This window comes from Streptomyces sp. bgisy100 (assembly GCF_057709105.1).
Genome location: NZ_JBYITE010000022.1, coordinates 21,990 through 40,649 on the forward strand (window position 1 = coordinate 21,990; position 18,660 = coordinate 40,649).

Genomic DNA, 18,660 nt, shown 5'->3' on the forward strand with positions numbered 1-18,660 from the left:
GCCGTTGCCACCGTCGGCATGCGGCCCGCCGCCACGGCGCACTGCCCCCGGGTCCGGGGAATGACGCCCCGTCAGCGCCCGCCGAGGGAGGCCCGGTCCGCCGCCGCGGTGCCCTCGTGCCAGCCCTCGGCGTCCCGGGCTCCCCGGACGGAGTGGCGGGTGGTGACCGGGAACATCTGCTCGGCCGCCCCCGCGACTGCCACGTCTCGGGCGGCGAGCACCGGGAGCAGCCGCTCGCCGAGTTCGGTGGCGGACTCGGTCACGGTGCGCTCGGTCGCCGCGCTGAGCCGCTGGTGTATCCGGTTCGCGTAGCCGAGCAGGAAGGACTGCCGGAAGGTCTTGGTCCGCTTGCGTCCGGCGGTGCGCTGGCCCGCCTCCGCCCGGGTCATGGCCGTCGTGGCCTGCACGAGCAGCGAGGTGTACAGCAGCTCGACGGACTCCAGGTCGGTCGCGAAGCCGACCACCGTCGAGAATCCCAGGTCCTCGTTCCATACCGCACGGCAGCGGTTGGCCTCCGCGACGGCGTCCAGCAGCATCGCCCCGGTCGACTCGTAGGGCCGGTCGACACCGATCCGGACGGCCTCGGGGGCACCCTCGGGGCCGGCCCCGGCACCCGCCGCGAGCAGCGCCTCGTCGATGCTGTGCCGGGCCATCAGCTGCTGGGCCTTGCCGGTGAGCGCCTCCGCCTCCTCCGGGTAGTCGGTGGCCTCCGCCTTGGCCAGCAGCGCCCGGATCCGGCCCAGCATCTTCGGCTCGCCGGAGGTGCCGGCCGGTGCGGCGGGCGGGGCCGTGCGGCGGCCGGAGGTGCCGGGCACGGGGCCGACCGGTTCGATCGCCGGCAGCCCGAAGACCAGCCGCATCACGTCCAGCAGTGCCTCGGCCAGCGGAAACCGGTCCATGGCCTCCCGGCCGCCGAGCTCCGGCAGGAAGCGGTCGTCGGCGGTCCACCACGCCTCGGCGCCGAGTTCCCGCAGCTGCGCCGCCCAGCGGGGGTCCAGCGCACCGGTGCCGTAGCGCCGCGCTTCGGCCGCGATCAGGTCGACGGCGAGCCGCGTCGGCCGGGCGTCGTCGGGGGCGGTGCGCCGGGCCATGCGCACCAGGTCCGCCGGCTGCCAGCCCCGCTCCCAGGCCTGCCGCACGAGCTGCTCCGCGCGGCGCAGCAGCAGCCGGCCGACCGCCGGCCACTGCCCGGCGTCCGCGGCGAGCAGCGAGGCGCCGGCCTCCACGGCGTCGCCGGCGTCGGGTGCGGACGCGTAGAGCACCCGCCCGAGGACGTCCTCGACGATCCGGTCCGGTCCCTGCGTGTCCTGCCGCTCTCTGCCCACCCGGCACAGGCTAAAGGCTCGCCCGTCATCCCTGGCGAGGGGCTGCTGATCCCTGGCGAGGGGCTGCTGATCCCTGGCGAGGGACGGCTGATCCCCGGCAAGGGGCCGCTGATCCCCGGCAAGGGGCCGCTGATCCCCGGCAAGGGGCCGCTGATCCCCGGCAAGGGGCCGCTGATCTCCGGCGAGGGGCCGGTCGCCCAGCCTCTCCCGGGCCGGTGCGGACGGCCGTCGCCCCGCCGCCCACCGGCCACCACCCCGTCGGGCCGGCAGGTCACCACCCCGTCGGTCGGGGAAGCCGCCACCCCGTCAGCCCAGGTCGCCGGCCCATCGGCCGCGACCGTGTCAGCCGCCCGCCGCCGTCCGCGTCCCGGAGTCCTCCAGCACGCGGGCCGTCGGGCCGCTCTCGATCACGCGGCCGTCGTGCAGCACGAGCACCGTGCCGGTCCGCTCCGCGACCAGGCGCAGGTCGTGGCTGACCAGCACCAGGGCCAGGCCCTGGGCACGCAGCCCGACCAGGAGGTCCATCACCGCGTCCGCGGTCTCCCGGTCGAGCGCCGAGGTCACCTCGTCGCAGACCAGGACGTCCGGCTCCGCGGCCAGCGCGCGGGCGATCGACACCCGCTGACGCTGCCCGCCGGAGAGCTCGTGCGGCAGCCGGCCGGCGTGCTCGGGTCCGAGGCCGACCCGTTCCAGCAGCTCGGCGACCCGGCCGGGGACGGCCCGGCGCTCGCAGCGCCGGTGCAGCCGCAGCGGACGGGCCAGGGCGGACGACACCGTGACCGCCGGATTGAGCGCGCCCATCGGGTCCTGGGGCACGAGCTGGATGCGGCGGCGCTGCTCCCGGCTGCGGGCGCGGACGCCCGCGGGCAGCTCGGCGCCGTCCAGCAGGACGGAGCCGCCGGACGCCCGCTGGAGTCCGACGAGCGTGCGCAGCAGGGTCGTCTTGCCCGCGCCGGAGGCACCGACCACGCCCACGGAAGCACCGGGCGGCACCGCCAGGTCCACACCGTGCAGCACCGGGGTCCGGCGGGAGCCCAGATGCGCCGTCAGGCCGCGGGCGGACAGGCCCCGGTGGTCGGGTTCCGGGCCTGCGGGCGCCCCGGGCCCGGCCGCCGGGCCGACGGCGCCTCCCGGGCCGGCCGTGGCTCCCGGACCGGTGGTGGCGGTGCCTTCCGGGTCGGTGCGGTCAGCGGTCACGGGGTCCGTCCGGTCGGCGGCCGGGGCGACTTCCGTGGACCGCGTGGACGACTTGGACGGCGTGACAGGCATGGACTCGGCGGACGAGGCCGCAGAGGAAGACGCTTCGGGGGACGGGGCCGCGGAGGACGAGAGCGTGGCGGAGGACGAAACCGTGGCGGACGACGCGACGCCCGACCCCCCGGCGGAGGCCGTCGCGGTGCGCGGCGCCGCGGCCTGGGCCGGTGCAGGGGCCACGGTCCGGGCGGGTGCAGGCGCCATGGCCCGGGCCGGTGCAGGAGCCGCGGCCCGGGCGGGTGCAGGGGCCGCGGTCCGCGCGGCTGTAGGGGCCGCGGTCCGCGCGGGCGCCGGCGCCAGTTCCACCACCTCGTCCGCCAACTGCCCGACCAGCTCCGGGTCGTGACAGGAGAGCACCACCGCGAGGCGGTGGTCGGCGGCCAGCCGGCGCAGGGTCACGGCGATCTCGTCGCGGAGGGCGGCGTCCAGGCCCGCGGTCGGCTCGTCGAGCAGGAGGACCCGCGGGCGGCGGGCGATCGCCCGGGCCAGCGCGACCCGGCGCTGCTGGCCGCCGGACAGCTCGCGCGGGCGGCGCCGGAGGAGTTGCGGCACGGCAGGCAGCCGTACCTCGTCGAGCAGGGCGAGCAGCGCGGGGCGGGTGGTGTCCCGGGCGGTCTCGGCGAGCAGCGCGCCCACCCGCATCCGGGGGTTGAGCCCCGAGGCCGTGTCCTGTCCCAGGTAGGCGATGTGGTGCCGGCGCAGGTCGCGGAGCCGGGCCGGAGAGCAGTCCAGGACGTCCCGGCCGAGCACGCGCACGGTGCCCGCCGTCCGGGCCGTCCCCGCGGGCAGGGATCCGGCGACGGCGCGCAGCAGGGTGGTCTTCCCGCAGCCCGAGGGGCCGGTGAGCGCCACCACCCGGCCGGGCGGGGCCTGGAGGGTGCCGTCGGTGAGCAGGACGCCGCCGCTGTCGGCGGTGACGGTCAGCCCGCTGACGTCGACGGCGACGTCCGGAGCGCCGTCCGTCGTCACCGGTTCCGCGCTCAGGTGCACGGCCTCGCCACGGGTCACAGGACCGTCACCGCCTTCCGTCCGGTCCGCGGCGCCAGGGCGTCGGCGGCGAGGTTGACGCTCATCGCGAGGAGTCCGATGGCGATGCTGGGGGCCACGACGGCCCAGGGGTTGAGCAGGATCCCGGGGGCGTTCTCCCGGATCATCAGGGCCCAGTCGGCGGCCGGCGGCTGCGGGCCGACCTGGAGGAATCCGGCGGTGGCGACCAGGTAGACGGCGGCGACGAAGCGGAGCCCGAAGAGCACCAGCAGGGTGGCGCGGAGGTTGGGCAGCACATCGCGGATCACCAGGTGCCACAGCCGTTCGCCGCCGGCCACCGCCGCCTCGACGTAGCCGGTGGCGGCGACGGGCGCGGCCGCACCGGCCACCAGCCGCACCGCGTACGGGACGCCGAGGGCCACCGCCGCGGTGATCACCGCGCTGCGTCCGCCGTCCGGCCAGGACAGGGTGATGAGCAGGATGCCGAGGACGGCCGGCAGCAGCATCAGCACGTCGGCGGTGCGCTCGACGGCGCGGCCGAGGGCGGGGCGCAGCGCGCCGGCCGTGCCGAGCAGCGCCGCGAGCCCGGTCACCAGGAGGGCGACGACGAGGGAGGTGCCGATCAGTTCCCGGCCGCCGGCGAGCAGCCGGCTGAGGATGTCCCGGCCGAGCTGGTCGCCGCCGAGCAGTGCCCCGTCGGTGCCGGGCGGCGCGTACGGGGCGGTGACCGGACGGTCGGTGGCGTGCGGTGCGAGCCAGGGGCCCGCGACGGCGACGGCCGTGAGCAGGACGGCGGGGACGGTGCGCAGCACGGTGCGGCGGACGGCCCGTCGGCCGGGGCGCGGCACCGGCCCGTCCAACGGCCCGCCCTTGAGCGGCCCGCCCTTGAGCGGCTCGTCCTTGAGCGGCTCCTTCTTGAACGGCCCGTCCTTGAACGGCCCTTCCGCGTCACCCCCGCCCATGGCCGCCCCGTCCGCACCCGGCCCTTGCGCAGCCGGTTCGTCCACAACCGACCCGTCCGCGGCCGACCCGTCCGCGGCCGACCTGTCCGCAACCAACCCGTCCGCAGCCGCCCCCTCCGGCCCCGGCCCGCCCGGATCCACCGGACCCACCGGACCCACCGGATCCACCGGACCCACCGGACCCACCGGATCCACCGGCCCCACGGCCGCCGCCCGTCCCCCGTCCCGGGGCTCCCCGGTCATATGCGTCCTCCGGCCGCTCGGGCCCGCACCAGATCGGCGAGCAGCAGTACACAGGTGATCACCGCGCCGGTCACCATCACCACACCGGCGATGACCGGGGTGTCCCGGTCGCCGACGGCGCCGGCCAGGACGGCGCCGATCCCCGGGTAGTTGAAGACCGTCTCCACCACCACGGCGCCGCCGAGCAGCATGCCCGTCGAGGTGGCGAAGCCGGTGGCGATGGCGGGCAGGGCGCCCGGCAGCAGGTGGTGGACGAGGACCCGGCGCGGGGCCAGTCCGTCGAGGACGGCGGTCTCCACGTGCGGGGCCTTCGCCTCGTCGGCGAGGGCGGCGCGGACGATCCGGGTGTTCCAGCCGATCTGCGGCACGGCGAGCGCGAGGACCGGCAGCACCAGCATCGAGGCGGTGGCGGGCGCCCCGTCGGCGTCCGCGGTGGTCACGGCCGGCAGCAGCCCCGTCCACAGGGCGAAGACCAGGACCAGGGCGACCGCGACCACGAACTCCGGCAGCGCGAGGATGCCGGTGGCGGTGGCGGAGACCGTGCGGTCCACCGCGCCGCCCGGCCGCAGCGCGGCCCAGCAGCCGAGCCCCACCGACACGGCGACGGTGAGCAGCAGCGCCAGGCCGCCCAGCAGCAGGGTGTTGGGGAACGGCCCGGCGAGCAGGTCGGCGACCCGCTCACCGCGCGCGGACGTGCCGAGGTCGCCGGTGGGCAGCGCGGTCATCCAGTCGAGGAAGCGCTCGGCGACCGGCCGGTCCAGGCCGAGGAGCGCACGGCGCCGGGTGGTGTCGGCGGCGGTCTCCCCGCGTTCGGAGGTCGCGTCGGCCGCGTCGCCGGGCAGCAGCTCCACGGCGGCGAAGACCGCGGCAAGCAGCGCGGCGAGCAGCAGCGCCCGCCGCGCCAGCAGTCCGCCGAACCGCAGGGCGGCGCCGGCGAGGATCCGGCCGGCCGGGCGGGACGGCAGGGCCGTGCCGCCGGCCGGTGCGCCGGCGCTCAGCGGTCCAGCCATGTCCGCTCGAGCTGGACCCGGCCGTAGCCGGGCAGCTTCGGCAGGTCGCGTACGGCGGGTGCGGCGAGGTCGATGCCGTCGGCCACGCCCCACAGCAGATAGCCGGACCGCTCGTGCTGGATCTCCTGGAGCTCGTGCAGGACCTTCGCCCGGTCGCGTGCGTCGGCGGTGCGCACGGCCTTCTTGTAGGCGGCGTCGAACTCCTTGTCGTCCCAGCCCGCTTCGTTGGTGCCGGCCTCGGAGTACATCGTCTTGCTGGCGAAGAAGACCACCGAGTCGTTGGTGCCCCAGTAGGTCGTGTAGAGGTCGCCCTTGAGCCAGGTCTTGTCCCAGAACGCGGCCGACTCCTGCTTCACGACCTCGACCTTCACTCCGGCCTCGCGCACCTGGGAGGCGAAGAGCGTCGCGGTCTCGGCGAGGCCGGGCACGTCCTCGGTGGTGTGCAGGACGTAGGTCTTCCCGAGGTCGAAGTCCGCCTGCTTCAGCAGCTTCCTGGCCTTCGCGAGGTCGCGGGTGCGCTGCGGGAGGTCCTTGGCGTAGGCCGGGTCTCCGGTGCCCATGACGTCGTTGGCGACCCTGCCGTAGCCGCTGAGAACCTGCTTCACCATGGCCTTGCGGTCGACGGCGAGCCGCAGCGCCTCCCGCACCTTCGGGTCGGCGAACGGGCCGTCGGCGGTGCGCATGACGATGGGCATCGCCATGTCGTCGGGACGGCGCACGACGGTGATGTCCTTGCGGGACTCGGCGGTGCGGGCGGCGACGGCCCCGGCGTTGGAGGCCAGGTCGATCTGGCCGGCGAGCAGCGCGCTCGCCATCGCCTGCGGGCTCTCGAAGATCTTCACCTCGATCGCGTCGAGGTGGACCCGGCCGCCGTACCAGTCGTCGTTGCGGACCAGCCGGGCGTTGCCGCCGCGGAACCAGTCGAGCTTGAACGGTCCGGTGCCGGGCGCCCCGGCCAGCTCCTTGTCCTTCGTCCCCTTCTTGAGGACGAAGGTGGTGAGCCGGGTGAGCTGCGGCAGTTCGGCGTTGGCGTAGTCGGAGACCAGGACGACGGTGTGCTTGCCCTCGGCCCTGATGTTCTCGGCCTTGATGCCGGGGAGCCGGGAGGCTCCGGAGGGGGTGCCGCGCAGCCGGCGCAGCGACCAGACGACGTCCTCGGCGGTGACCGGGGTGCCGTCGTGGAACGTGGCGGCCTCGGCGAGGGTGAACCGCCAGGTCCGAAGGTCCTTGTCGGCCTTCCAGCTCTTCGCGAGCCGGTCGACGGTGTTGGCCGTCGCGCCGGGCACGGTGAGGGTGTCGTAGATCAGGCTGATGATGAGGTAGTCGCTCTCGTTGGCCTGAGAGCCGTGCGGATCACGGGTGATGGCGTTGGCCCGGCCGAGTGCGCCGACCCGGAGGGTGCCGCCGGACTTGGGGGTGCCGGAGCCCTTGCCGGCCGCGCCGGGGGCCGGGCCGCTGCCCTCGCAGGCGCTCAGCAGTGCCACCGCACCGATGCCGCCGCCGGCCAGAAGCATCTGTCGTCTCGTCAGATCCACGCTGTCCTCGCTCACTGGTCGCGCTGTACATCAGTGCACTGAGGGTTGCCTATCCTAATTTCAGGCAAGCATGCAAGAGATCATCCAATTTCCTTGTACGGCAAGGTCGTTGATGCGAAACTGATCGGCTGCGCCCCGCTGAAATTTAGGCAAGCCTTGCCTAACTGGTTATCACATTGGTACGTTCTGGCGAGCCGTCGACCGCCGAGGTTTCCCCTCCACCACGCCGCCTGCACCCCCGCAGGTGGGCTTTGCCATGTCCGCAGCCGCCCAAACTCCTCAACGAACGGACGGATTCGCCATGGACACGGGAGCCGCACCCGTACGTCAGCTGGATGCCGACTCCGCCGCGGAACTCACCCGTACCGCGGAAGCACTGCTCGCGGAGTCCGGCTCCGCGACCTCACCCCGACTCCTCGAACACCTGCCGGAACGCGCCGCCGGTCTCAGTGAGCGCGTCCGCCGGCTCTGCCGCCCCTGCGACACCCCCGACGGGGTCTACGTCCTGCGCGGCCTGACCGTGCAGGACGACACGGTCGGCCCCACACCCGCCCACTGGTCCACCGCCGGCGACGCCGGAGCGGTGTGGGACGTCACCCTGCTGCTGCTCGCCACCGTGATGGGCCGCCCGATGGCCTGGGAAGGGCAGCAGGACGGCCGGTTCGTCCACAACATCGTCCCCTCGCCCGGACACGAGGCGGAGCAGACCGGGGCCAGCAGCACCGTGCTGCTCAGCCCGCACACCGAGGACGCCTTCCACCCCGGCCGCGCCCACCTGCTGATGCTCGGCTGCATGCGCAACCACGACAGCATCGCCACCACCGCGGCGAGCGTGCGCCGCACCGAACTCCCCGACGAGGACGTCGATCTGCTCGCCCGTCCGGTGCTGCCGATCCTCCCCGACGACTCCTACACCGAGGCGCGGGCCTGCACCGAGGAGCCGCCGGACGTGCCCACCCTCCACCGCTCCGAGGACGGCCTGACGCTGCGCTTCGACCCCGCCTACACGCCCGTCGACCGCGCCCCGGCGGAGCACCGCGCCGCCTACGCCCGGCTGGAGGAGGAACTGGCCCGGGTCTCGGTGCCGGTGAGCCTGTCGCCCGGCGAGATCCTCGTCGTGGACAACGACGTGGTGGTGCACGGGCGGGTGCCGTTCCGCGCCCGCTACGACGGCACCGACCGCTGGCTCAAGCGGGCCTCGGTCCGCGTGCCCGGCCGCCGTACCCGCCCGGGCGCCGAAGAGCGCGAACACGGCTACGGCCAGGCCGCCGTCGTCGCCCCCGTCTGACCGCCTCCCGTCAGGAGTTCACCGTGCCGCAGTCCGACCGGACCCTGCGCATCCTCAGCACCAGTGACATCGCCGGCCTGGAGACAGATCTGACCGACGTCGTCTCCGTGGTCGAGGAGGCCTACCGGGCCCTCGCCGACGGCTCGTCGGTCACCCCGCCCAAACTCACCGTCAAACCCGACGACGGCCGCTCGGTGTCGTACGCCATGCTCGGCCGCGACGGCGCCCGCGAGGTCGTCGCCATCAAGACCTCCTACAAGCACGGGCTGAAGCTCGACCGCGACCGGCAGCACTACTACACGTCCCTCACCCTCTACGACGACACCACCGGGCTGCCCGTCGCGATGATGGACTGCGGCCGGATCGGCTCGCTGCGCACCCCCGCGGTGTCCGCGCTGCTGGCCCGCGAGTGCGCCCCGCCGGACGCCCGGACCGCGCTGGTCGTGGGCACCGGCACGCAGGGACGGCTCGCGCTGCCGTTCCTGCTGACCACGCTCCCCGGCCTCGACCGGCTGCTGCTCTCCGGCACCCACCCCGACGGCATCCGCGCGGTCCGCGAGCAGCTCGAAACCCACGCCCCCGGCCGGGAGCTGGAGATCGTCACCGATCTGCGGGGCGCGGCGGCCGAGGCCGACATCGTCCTCGCCACCGCCGGCCCCGCCACCCCCGCCGCCATCGAGGCCGACTGGCTGAAGCCCGGGGCGCTGACCGTCCTGGTCGGACACGGCATCCAGCCGTCCACCCTGCACCGGGCCGACCGGGTCGTGGCCACCAGCGCCGCGCAGATGAAGGTCACCGGCACCGACATGGCGGACGCGGACGGCGCCTTCCCCGACGTCCACGCCGAACTGCCCGCCATGATCGCCGGACGCGCCCGGGGCCGCACCGACCCGGCCGAGCGGATCTTCGCCTACAACAGCGGACTCGTCGTCACCGACATCGCCCTCGGCCACCGCTTCGCCGAACTGGCCATCGCCCAGGGCCTGGGCACGGAGGTGGCCCTGTGGCAGTGACCACCGCCGCCGCGGGGCTCTCCCTCCCCGCGCACGACGACCCGCGGCTGACGGCTCTGCTCGGCGGCGACCTGCTGCACGAGCTGTCGTACGCCTTCGGCGGGCCGTTCCACGTCCTGCTGCCGGACCGATTCGACGCCAACACCGCAGCGTTCCGGGCCGTGCTCGACGAGGCCGGGACCGACGGGCACCTCCACTACGCGAAGAAGGCCAACAAGGCCGCCGCCTGGATCGAGCGCTGCGCGGTCTCCGGTACCGGGGTGGACGTGGCCAGCGCCGGTGAGCTGCGGGAGGCCCTCGGGCACGGCGTGCGCGGGGAGAACATCGTCGTCACCGGCCCCGCCAAGGCGGACGAACTGCTGCGCACCGCCGTGCTCCAGGGCGCTCTGATCGCCGTCGACGCACCCGACGAGCTGGAGCGCGTCATCGGGCTCGGGGCCGCGCTGTGCCCGGCCCGGCTGCTGCTGCGCCGCCGTCCCCCGGCGCAGCAGCACAGCCGGTTCGGCCTCGACGACCGCGAGCTGGCCGCCGCCCTGCTCCGCTGCCGGGACGCGGCCGGCGCGGTACGGATGGAGGGCTTCAGCTTCCATCTGTCCGGGTACGCCGTGCAGCCGCGCGCCGACCTCGCCGGGGAGCTGATCGGCCACTGCCGGCGGGCGCGGGAACTCGGGCTCCCCGCGGACCGCATCAGCATCGGCGGCGGCTTCGCCGTCGACTATGTGCCCGCCGACGCCTGGGACCGCTTCACCCGTGAGCAGCGCCCCGAGCACTTCCACGCCGGCAAGGCCTTCCCCGACTTCTACCCGTACCACTCGCCCACCGCCGGGGCCGACGCGCTGCGGGCGGTGCTGGCCGCCCGGCCCGCCGGGGCGTCGGAGCCGCTCGCCGCGCTGCTGCGCGCGGCGGGCGTGACGCTGCTGCTGGAGCCGGGCCGGGCGCTGCTGGACGGGGCCGGCTGCACGGTCTTCCGCGTCCAGGGCGTCAAGGAGCGGGAGTACGGCATCGTCACCGTGGACGGCACCAGCCTCAGCCTGAGCGAGCAGTGGTTCAACAGCGAGTTCCTGCCCGATCCGGTGCTCGTGCCCGGTGCCGGCAGAAGTGAACGCGCCAGTGACCAGGGCCCGTTCCCGGCCTGTGTGGGCGGCGCGAGCTGTCTGGAGTCCGACATGCTCACCTGGCGCAAAGTGGGCTTCCCCGCGCGGCCCGCGATCGGCGACCTTCTCGTCTATCCCAACACCGCCGGCTACCAGATGGACTCCAACGAATCCCCCTTCCACGACCTGCCCCTGCCGCCGAAGGTCGTGATCGACCGCGGCGGGGACCGCCCGCGCTGGCGTCTCGACCGGCACCCGTCCTCCTGACCCCCGGGAGTCCCCCATGTCAGCCACCCCCGAACGCCGTGCGCTCGCCCGGCCCGCCGTCGTCAGCCGCGTCTCCGACCTCATCGGGTACACCCCGCTGTTCGAGCTCTGCCGCACCGAGACCGGCAGCCGGCTGCTGCTGAAGCTGGAGATGTACAACCCGACCGGCACCGCCAAGATCCGGATGGCCCGGCAGATGGTGCTCGACGCCGAGGAGCGCGGCGAACTCCGGCCGGGCGGCCGGATCATCGAGTCGACCTCCGGCAACACCGGCCTCGGACTGGCCGTGATCGCCGCCGAGCGCGGCTACGGCTTCACCGCCATCGTCGACCACCACGCCTGCGCGGACAAGCTGCGCGGCATGAAGGCCCTCGGCACGGAGCTGGTGTACGTCGTGGACGACGGCACCGAGGAGCTGGCCACCGCCGCCCGCGAGGAGCTGGCGGAGCGCATGGCGGCGGAGAGCGGCAACGCCGTCTTCACCGAACAGCACAACAACCCGGCCAACGCCGTCGGTTATCACCCCGTCGCCCACGAGCTCGACGAGGCGCTGGACGGCCGGATCGACGTCCTGGTCGGCGCGGTCGGCACCGGCGGCGGGCTCTGCGGCACCGCGCGCGAGCTGCGGAATCGGGTCCCCGGGGTGAGCACGGTCGGCGTGGAGCCCAAGGGGTCCATCGCCTTCGGCGGGCCCGCGCACGACTACTACCAGTCGGGCACCGGCACCCCCGAGGGCGCCACGATCGGCGCGCTGGTCGACTTCGACCTCATCGACGAGGGCGTGAAGGTCGGGGACGTCGAGGCGTTCGCCACCGCCCGGGTGGTCGCCGCCCGGACCGGGCTGCTGATCGGCGGCTCCGCGGGCGGCGTCGTCCACGAGGCGCTCACCCGGCTGCCCTCGCTGCCGCCCGGCAGCACTATGGTCGCCCTGATCAACGACGGCGGGGAGAAGTACCTGGACAGCGTCTTCGACGACGCCTGGATGAACCAGCGCAGCCTGATCGATCCCGCCGTCGAACGCGAGGTCGACGAAATGCTCACCAAACTCCGCGGGAACTGAACGCCATGCCGACCTCCACTCCCCTCGCCGCCCTGCGCCGCGACAGCCGCGAACTCGCCGTCCTGGCCGTGCCGCTCGCCCTCACCCAGCTCGCCCAGGTCGCCCTGACCACCACCGACACCGTGATGATGGGCCTGCTCGGGGTGGAGGCGCTGGCGGCCGGCGGACTCGCCGTCGTCATCTTCAACCAGCTGCGCACCATGGGCGTCGGCCTGGTCACCGCCGTCGGCAACCAGGTCGCGGCGGCCTCCGCCCGCCGGGAGGCCGACCCCGACGCCTCCCGGGCGGAGGTCCGGGAGCTGGTCCGGGCCGCCATGGCCCTGGCCACCCTGGCCGGGGTCGCGGGCGCCGTGCTGATGGTGCTCATCGGCGAGGCGGTGGCGCTGCTCGGCCAGGACCCGGTCGTCATCGACCGGATGCGGCCGGTGCTGCTGGCGCTGGCGCCCGGACTCGTCCCCTGCCTGTGGTTCCAGGCGATCCGGCAGTTCACCGTCGGCATGCGCCGCCCGCAGGCCCTGCTGCGCATCACCCTCGGCTCGGTCGCCGTCAACGCCGCCCTCAACTGGGCGCTCATCCACGGCCTGTGGATGTTCCCGGAGCTCGGCCTCCCGGGCATCGGCGTCGCCACCTCCACCGTCTACCTGCTCTCCTTCACGGCGCTGTACGCCTCCGCGCGCCGCGACCCGGAGCTGGCCCCGATGCTCACCCTGCGGGTGTGGACCGCCCGGCCCGCCACGCTCCGCCGGCTGCTGGGCCTGGGCACCCCCATCGCCGCCACCTACGGCTCCGAGGCGGGCTTCTTCTCCGTGGTCGCGCTGCTGGTCGGCACCTTCGGCAGCGCCGCGCTGGCCGCCCACACCGCCGTCAACCAGCTCGTCTACATCGTCTTCCAGGTCTCCGTGGGCCTCTCCCACGCCGCCTCCCTCGGGGTGAGCCGGGAGCTGGCCCAGGGACGCACCGACTCCGCGCGCCGGATCGCCCGCACGGCGCTGATCTGCGGCGCCGGGGTGATGGCCGTGGTCGCGGCGGTCTACGTCGCCGTGCCCGAGCTCGTCCTGCGCCCCTTCCTCGACGGCGGCGGCAAGGCCCTGGAGATCGCCACCGGGCTGCTGTTCGTCGCCGCCGTGATGCAGTTCGCGGACTGCGCCCAGAACATCGGCGTCGGACTCCTGCGCGGCCTCGACGACACGAAGAGCGGCTTCCGGATCACCCTCGTCGGCTACTGGCTGATCGGTCTTCCCGCGGGCTGGCTGCTCGGCACCCTCGCCGGGCTGGACACGCTCGGCACCTGGTTCGGCCTGTTCACCGGCCTCACCGCCACCGCGGTCCTGCTGCTGCGCCGCTTCTCCCGGGCGCTGCCGGAACCCGCCCCGGTCCCGGACGCCCGTGAGACCGTCCGCGAGGCAGACTGAGAGGCGGTGGAGGCGGGCCGAGAGGCGGACCGGGAGCGGTCCGCCGGTTCCGGCCGGCGGCAGGAGCGGCGGGGGAACCGAGCACGGCCGGGAGTGGTCTCGGTGGCGGCGGTCGCGGACGACGGTGGTCTCGGCCGACGGTGATCTCGGCCGGCGGTGGGCGACGGCGGACCGCGGGCCGTGGCCTCCCGGTCCGCGCCGTCGAGGACGAGTGGGGAGCGTGCACGGTGAAGGTCACCCAGGAACAGGTGCTCGCCTGGCGGCTGCGGCAGCAGAGTCTGGAGCCCCGTACGACGTCGACGGTGGAGCAGCTCGTGGGGCGGCTGGCCGGGGTGCAGGCCCAGGTGGCCTCGGCGGCCGAGCTGGCGATCGGCACCCGGCGGCGCGCGCCCCGGCCCGGCGCGGTGGAGCGGGCGCTCGCGGACCGCGCGGTCGTCCGCACCTGGTCCATGCGCGGCACGCTCCATCTGCTGCTGCCCGGGCAGATGGCCGCCTTCCAGTCGCTGCTGGCGGCCGCCCGCACCTGGGAGAAGCCCTCCTGGCAGCGGAGCTTCGGGGTGACGCCGACGCAGATGACGGCCCTGGGCGACGCCGTCGAGGAGATCCTGGGGGACGACGCCCTCACCCGGCAGGAGCTGACCGAGGCGGTCGTCGCCCGGCCCGGCTTCAGGGAGCTGCGCGAACAGCTCACCTCCGGCTGGGGAACCGTCCTCAAGCCCCTGGCCTGGACCGGGCGGCTGTGCCACGGCCCGAACCGGGGGAACCGGACCACCTTCGTCACGCCCCGGTCGTACGTGCCGGGCTGGACCGGCGTTCCCGAGCCCGAGGAGGCGGCCCGCACCGCGATCCCGGCCTATCTGCGGGCCCACGGCCCGGCGACGGCCGAGGCGTTCGACGCCTGGCTGATCCGCGGCCTGTCGAGGAAGGCGGTGCTGCGGAGCCTGTTCGCCGCGGCCGGTGACCTGCTGACCTCCGTCGAGGTCGACGGCGAACCGGCGTGGATCCGCACCGAGGACGCGGACGCCCTGGCCCGCACCGAGCCGTCGAAGGCGGTCCGGCTGCTGTCCGGCTTCGACCAGTACGTGCTGGGACCGGGTACCGCCGACCCCCGCGTCGTCCCCGCCTCCCGCCGCAAGGCCGTGAGCCGGACGGGGGGCTGGATCGCCCCCGTGGTCGTCCACCGGGGGCGGGTGGCCGGGGTGTGGGACGCCGTGGACCACACGCTGGACGTGCAGCTCTTCGCGGAGAGCGGTGCGGTCCCGACGGACGGCCTGGAGGCGGAGGCGGCCCATCTGGCACGCTGCACGGGGGAGGTCAGGGAGCTGCGGGTGCGGAGGGTCTGAGGTGCCGGCCGGTCTCGGCCGGTGCGGCGTGTTCCGCGGCCGGCGGCATTCCGTACGGTCAGTTCCGGGGGCCGCTGTCGTCGACGGGGTCCGGTGTCACTTCGTCCCCCGTGACGGCGTCGAGGAAGACCGATGACTCCAGCTTCTGTTCCGGGCCCCGCATGATGGACACCATCCACACCGGCCGCCAGGTGTGGAGGACTTGTTGCGCGAGCAGCCGGACCGGAACCGCGGTGCCTCCCGCGACGCGTTCGGCGCGCGTCCTCGCCATGGCTTCGGTGACGACGGCCTTCGGCAGCTCGGGGTCCTCGGCGATGTGTCCGGCCATACCCATGACGCGGCCGTCCGGCGAGACGGTCATGTCCAGCCGCATCGGCATCATCACCCCGTTCACGTAACGGCGGTAGGTCAGCACATGCGGTCCGTTCCTGCGAAGGGGCCGGTCGGTGACCTCGGCACCGGCCAGCTCGCCGGGGAACCACTTGCCGGCGAACCGGTCACCGACCGCACGCACCTCGGCCGCGGACAGCGAACCCGTGGCGCGTGCGCTGATCTTCGGGGCGTACTCTTCGAGCTTCCGGTCCGGCCAGAGGGTGATCACGCTTCCCCGCACCGTTTCCGCCTCGAGACGCCAGTGCCCGTTCGACAGCTCTTTCCCGGCGGACCGGGCGATCGGCGTCCGCTCGCCGTACAGATCGCTCACCACGTGTCGCAGCCATGCGTCCTGAGCCCGCACGTCCTTCACGTTCCCGTGCGCGGCGTACGCCAGGGAGCCGGGGTGAACCGGCTCGACGGTGAGAACGAAGGACGCCGCGAGGACGAGGCCGCCCACCGCACCGGCACCCGCCCCCCGCAGTGCATCGCGGCGGGAGAGGATCGAGCGGCGCTCACGGGCGCACAGCAGCCCGGTCCCCAGGAGAACGCCGAGAAGGCCTCCCAGCGCGTTCGCCGTGATGTCGTCGAAGCGGCACGCACTCCCCAGATCCGTCCACGCCTGGGTCAGTTCGACGCAGCCCGTCAGCAGGGCGGTTCCGGCGAAGGTCAGCAGCGGCCGCCGGAAGAGGAGCACCGCGAAACAGCTCATCGGCGCATACAGCAGGATGGCGAGACGCGTCGATTCGGCGTCCAGCTGCTCCCTCAGGGGCAGGCCGGCATCGCAGACACCGGCCCGCCCCGCCCCTCCGCTCTCCGGCACGAGCGTCACGGTGAGCACACCGGCCAGGGCCACCGCGAACAGCAGCGAGAGATCGACGGGTTTCCCCTTGGCCTTCGCCACCACGACCGCCGGAACGCCCAGGAGCACCGCAGTGACGAGCAATGCCGGGATCAGTCCCGCCGACACTCCGGTGGATGCTTCGGGCACCAGGAAAATCCTTCAGGAAGAGGGAAAGCGAAAGCGATTCAGCAGAGCCGCTTGATGTAAGGCGTCTCGAAGTGCACGCCGTCCGCGAACATGACACCCACAGCAGTGCAGTCCGAGGCCGCACTCACCGGGACGCTCGTCGACCAGTGAATGGACTTCCCCTTCTTGACGGTCCGGTCGACGTCCTTGTAGTTGCCCCCCTCGAAGTGGGCCTCCAGCCGCGCCGTGACGGTGCTCCCGCCGGTCTTCTTGAACTTCTCCCCGACGTAGACCTTCTTGGCCGACTGGCCCATGTCCCGCCCGTTGTGAGCCTCGAAGTACAGCACTCCGTTGTCCAGGTCCGTCTTCGTGGATCCGCCGGCGTAGGCCGCGGTGGAACCGAGCGCGACCAGCAGCGCTCCCCCGACTGCCACGCTCCGCATCGTCTTCCGCGAAACAAGCTTCACGGTGAATCCCCCATTGTCTTTCGCCTCCATGGGTCGCATGGAGGTGCCGTGGCTCTTGTGGGCAAACACATGACTGCGATGGCCCATATGGCGACCCTAGAGCGCACTAACGCTTTAATGCAAGCATTAGCCATCCTGGTATGTGGCTTTATGAGCGGCTATAGCGTTTCCATCACCGACAGATAATCAGCCACACAAAGGCATCGGGAGGCCTGCGGGGCCGTTCACCGACGGCGCTGTTTCCCCCGCACGGACCACACCCCCGCCATGCCCCGCCGCGATGCGGCTGCGGCGCCGGCCCGCCCGGGGGAGGATGAGCGCATGCTGCTGGCCGATGTCGCCCGGACCTCGCGCGAGGTCGCGGCCACCGCCTCCCGGACGGAGAAGGTCGCTCTGCTGGCCGGACTGTTCCGCCGGGCGGAGCCCGCCGAGGTGCCGGTCGTGATCACGTATCTCGCGGGCCGGCTCCTGCAGCGCAGGATCGGCGTCGGCTGGAGCACGCTCCGCGAACCGGTGCCGCCCGCGGCGACGGCCGGCCTCCCGGTGGCCGCCGTCGACCGGGCGTTCGGCCGCATCGCCGCCGTGTCCGGCCAGGGCGCCCAGGCGGAGCGGCGCCGGCTGGTGCGCGAACTGCTGGCCGCCGCCACCGAGGAGGAACAGCACTTCCTCACCGGGCTGATCAGCGGCGAGCTGCGGCAGGGCGCCCTCGACGCGGTCGCCGTCGAAGCCCTGGCGTCCGCCTCCGGGGCGGCGCCGGACGCCGTACGGCGCGCGGTGATGCTCGGCGGATCGCTCGGCGCCGTCGCCGAAGCCCTGCTCGACCGCGGGCCGGAGGCGCTCGACGCCTTCCGGCTCGAAGTGGGCCGTCCCGTCCAGCCGATGCTGGCCCGCACCGCCAAGGACGTCGGCGAGGCGCTGGACCGGCTCGGTCCGTCCGCCGTCGAGGAGAAGCTCGACGGCATCCGGATCCAGGTGCACCGGGACGGCGACAGCGTCCGCGTCTGGACCCGCACCCTGGACGAGATCACCGGCCGGCTGCCCGAAGTCGTCGCCGCGGCACGGCGGCTGGCGGCGGACCGGGCGGTGCTCGACGGCGAGGTCATCGCGCTGGACACGGAGCGGCGGCCGCGCCCCTTCCAGGAGACCGCGGGACGCGTCGGCTCCCGGCTGGACGTCCCCGGCGCGCAGTCCTCGCTGCCGCTGTCGCCGGTCTTCTTCGACCTGCTCTCCGTGGACGGGCGCGACCTGCTGGCACGCTCCGCGGCCGAGCGGCACGCCGAGCTCGCCCGGGTGGTGCCCGAACCGCTGCGGGTGCGCCGCCTGGTGGCGGAGGACCCGACGGACGCGGTCACCCGCACCCGGGCGGAGGAGTTCACGGCCGAGACCCTGGCCCGGGGCCACGAAGGGGTCGTCGTCAAGGCCCTGGACTCCGCGTACAGCGCGGGCCGGCGCGGGGCCTCCTGGCTGAAGGTCAAGCCGGTCCACACCCTCGACCTGGTGGTGCTCGCCGCCGAGTGGGGCCACGGCCGCCGCACCGGCAAGCTGTCCAATCTGCATCTCGGCGCGCGGCGGCCGGACGGCACGTTCGCCATGCTCGGGAAGACCTTCAAGGGGCTGACGGACGCCCTGCTCGACTGGCAGACCGGCCGGCTCCGGGAGCTGGCGGTGAGCGATCACGGCTGGGGCGTGACCGTCCGGCCGGAGCTCGTCGTGGAGATCGCCTTCGACGGGGTCCAGCGGTCCACCCGCTACCCGGAGGGCGTGACCCTGCGCTTCGCGCGGGTGCTGCGCTACCGCGAGGACAAGACGGCCGCGGAGGCCGACACGGTGGAGACGGTGCTCGCCCACCGGGTGTGAGGGCGGGGCGGAACCCACCGACGGGGGACGCGTCCGACGGGAACCGACCGGCGGGCGCGGTCGACGGAACCCGGCGGGCGCGGTCGACGGAACCCGGCGGGCGCCGTCGACGGAGCGGGTGCCGTCGACGGAACCACCGGCCACGGAACCACCGGCCCCGGAACCACTGGCCGGGGACACGGTCGCCGGACCCCTCCACCC

The 18,660-nt window shown here is 74.2% G+C and carries 14 protein-coding genes; 7 read left to right on the plus strand and 7 right to left on the minus strand.

Annotated features, from left to right (window positions below; translation table 11 throughout):
- Positions 1–71 precede the first annotated feature (71 nt).
- The 5 genes from AC3EQ1_RS16745 to AC3EQ1_RS16765 all read right to left on the minus strand — a co-directional run bounded on the left by AC3EQ1_RS16745 (position 72) and on the right by AC3EQ1_RS16765 (position 7,295).
- On the minus strand, positions 72–1,325 hold the full coding sequence (locus AC3EQ1_RS16745) for a DUF2786 domain-containing protein (protein WP_432095105.1): 1,254 nt from the start codon (positions 1,323–1,325) through the stop codon (positions 72–74).
- 342 nt (positions 1,326–1,667) lie between these two features.
- Entirely contained in the window at positions 1,668–3,587 is a 1,920-nt protein-coding gene (locus AC3EQ1_RS16750; RefSeq protein ID WP_432095106.1) for an ABC transporter ATP-binding protein, read from the minus strand.
- The gene (locus tag AC3EQ1_RS16755) at positions 3,584–4,528 is read right to left on the minus strand and encodes an ABC transporter permease (RefSeq protein WP_432095107.1); all 945 of its coding nucleotides are present in this window, start codon (positions 4,526–4,528) and stop codon (positions 3,584–3,586) included. The genes AC3EQ1_RS16750 and AC3EQ1_RS16755 overlap by 4 nt, the downstream gene beginning before the upstream one ends.
- Positions 4,529–4,767: 239 nt before the next feature.
- Positions 4,768–5,781, minus strand: coding sequence for an ABC transporter permease (locus AC3EQ1_RS16760; protein WP_432095108.1), 1,014 nt, complete (start codon positions 5,779–5,781; stop codon positions 4,768–4,770).
- Positions 5,766–7,295 (minus strand): ABC transporter substrate-binding protein, encoded by a 1,530-nt coding sequence (locus tag AC3EQ1_RS16765; RefSeq protein ID WP_432095163.1) that lies wholly within the window; start codon positions 7,293–7,295, stop codon positions 5,766–5,768. Before AC3EQ1_RS16765 ends, AC3EQ1_RS16760 begins: the two co-directional genes overlap by 16 nt.
- A 322-nt stretch (positions 7,296–7,617) precedes the next feature.
- On the opposite strand from AC3EQ1_RS16765, the gene AC3EQ1_RS16770 reads away from it, so the two are divergent.
- The 6 genes from AC3EQ1_RS16770 to AC3EQ1_RS16795 all read left to right on the plus strand — a co-directional run bounded on the left by AC3EQ1_RS16770 (position 7,618) and on the right by AC3EQ1_RS16795 (position 14,793).
- Positions 7,618–8,604, plus strand: coding sequence for a TauD/TfdA family dioxygenase (locus AC3EQ1_RS16770; RefSeq protein ID WP_432095109.1), 987 nt, complete (start codon positions 7,618–7,620; stop codon positions 8,602–8,604).
- A gap of 23 nt (positions 8,605–8,627) precedes the next feature.
- Positions 8,628–9,617 carry an ornithine cyclodeaminase family protein gene (locus AC3EQ1_RS16775; RefSeq protein ID WP_432095110.1) on the plus strand — a complete coding sequence of 330 codons (990 nt, stop codon included), beginning with the start codon at positions 8,628–8,630 and terminating at the stop codon, positions 9,615–9,617.
- On the plus strand, positions 9,608–10,978 hold the full coding sequence (locus AC3EQ1_RS16780) for a type III PLP-dependent enzyme domain-containing protein (RefSeq protein WP_432095111.1): 1,371 nt from the start codon (positions 9,608–9,610) through the stop codon (positions 10,976–10,978). Before AC3EQ1_RS16775 ends, AC3EQ1_RS16780 begins: the two co-directional genes overlap by 10 nt.
- Before the next feature lie 16 nt (positions 10,979–10,994).
- Entirely contained in the window at positions 10,995–12,038 is a 1,044-nt protein-coding gene (locus AC3EQ1_RS16785; RefSeq protein ID WP_432095112.1) for a cysteine synthase family protein, read from the plus strand.
- A gap of 5 nt (positions 12,039–12,043) precedes the next feature.
- Positions 12,044–13,450: an MATE family efflux transporter gene (locus AC3EQ1_RS16790; RefSeq protein WP_432095113.1), complete on the plus strand. Its 1,407-nt coding sequence runs from the start codon at positions 12,044–12,046 to the stop codon at positions 13,448–13,450.
- Between the two features lie 227 nt (positions 13,451–13,677).
- Complete coding sequence (locus AC3EQ1_RS16795; RefSeq protein ID WP_432095114.1) at positions 13,678–14,793, plus strand: winged helix DNA-binding domain-containing protein; 1,116 nt, start codon at positions 13,678–13,680, stop codon at positions 14,791–14,793.
- A gap of 58 nt (positions 14,794–14,851) precedes the next feature.
- On the opposite strand, the gene AC3EQ1_RS16800 is transcribed toward AC3EQ1_RS16795, so the two are convergent.
- Together AC3EQ1_RS16800 and AC3EQ1_RS16805 are read right to left on the minus strand one after the other, a co-directional pair.
- Complete coding sequence (locus tag AC3EQ1_RS16800; RefSeq protein WP_432095115.1) at positions 14,852–16,156, minus strand: VanZ family protein; 1,305 nt, start codon at positions 16,154–16,156, stop codon at positions 14,852–14,854.
- A 38-nt stretch (positions 16,157–16,194) separates the two neighbouring features.
- Positions 16,195–16,569, minus strand: a complete 375-nt coding sequence (locus AC3EQ1_RS16805; RefSeq protein WP_432095116.1) for a hypothetical protein — start codon at positions 16,567–16,569, stop codon at positions 16,195–16,197.
- A gap of 354 nt (positions 16,570–16,923) precedes the next feature.
- Here AC3EQ1_RS16805 and AC3EQ1_RS16810 point away from each other — a divergent pair, with 354 nt between their 5' ends.
- Entirely contained in the window at positions 16,924–18,459 is a 1,536-nt protein-coding gene (locus AC3EQ1_RS16810; RefSeq protein WP_432095117.1) for an ATP-dependent DNA ligase, read from the plus strand.
- Positions 18,460–18,660: the final 201 nt, after the last annotated feature.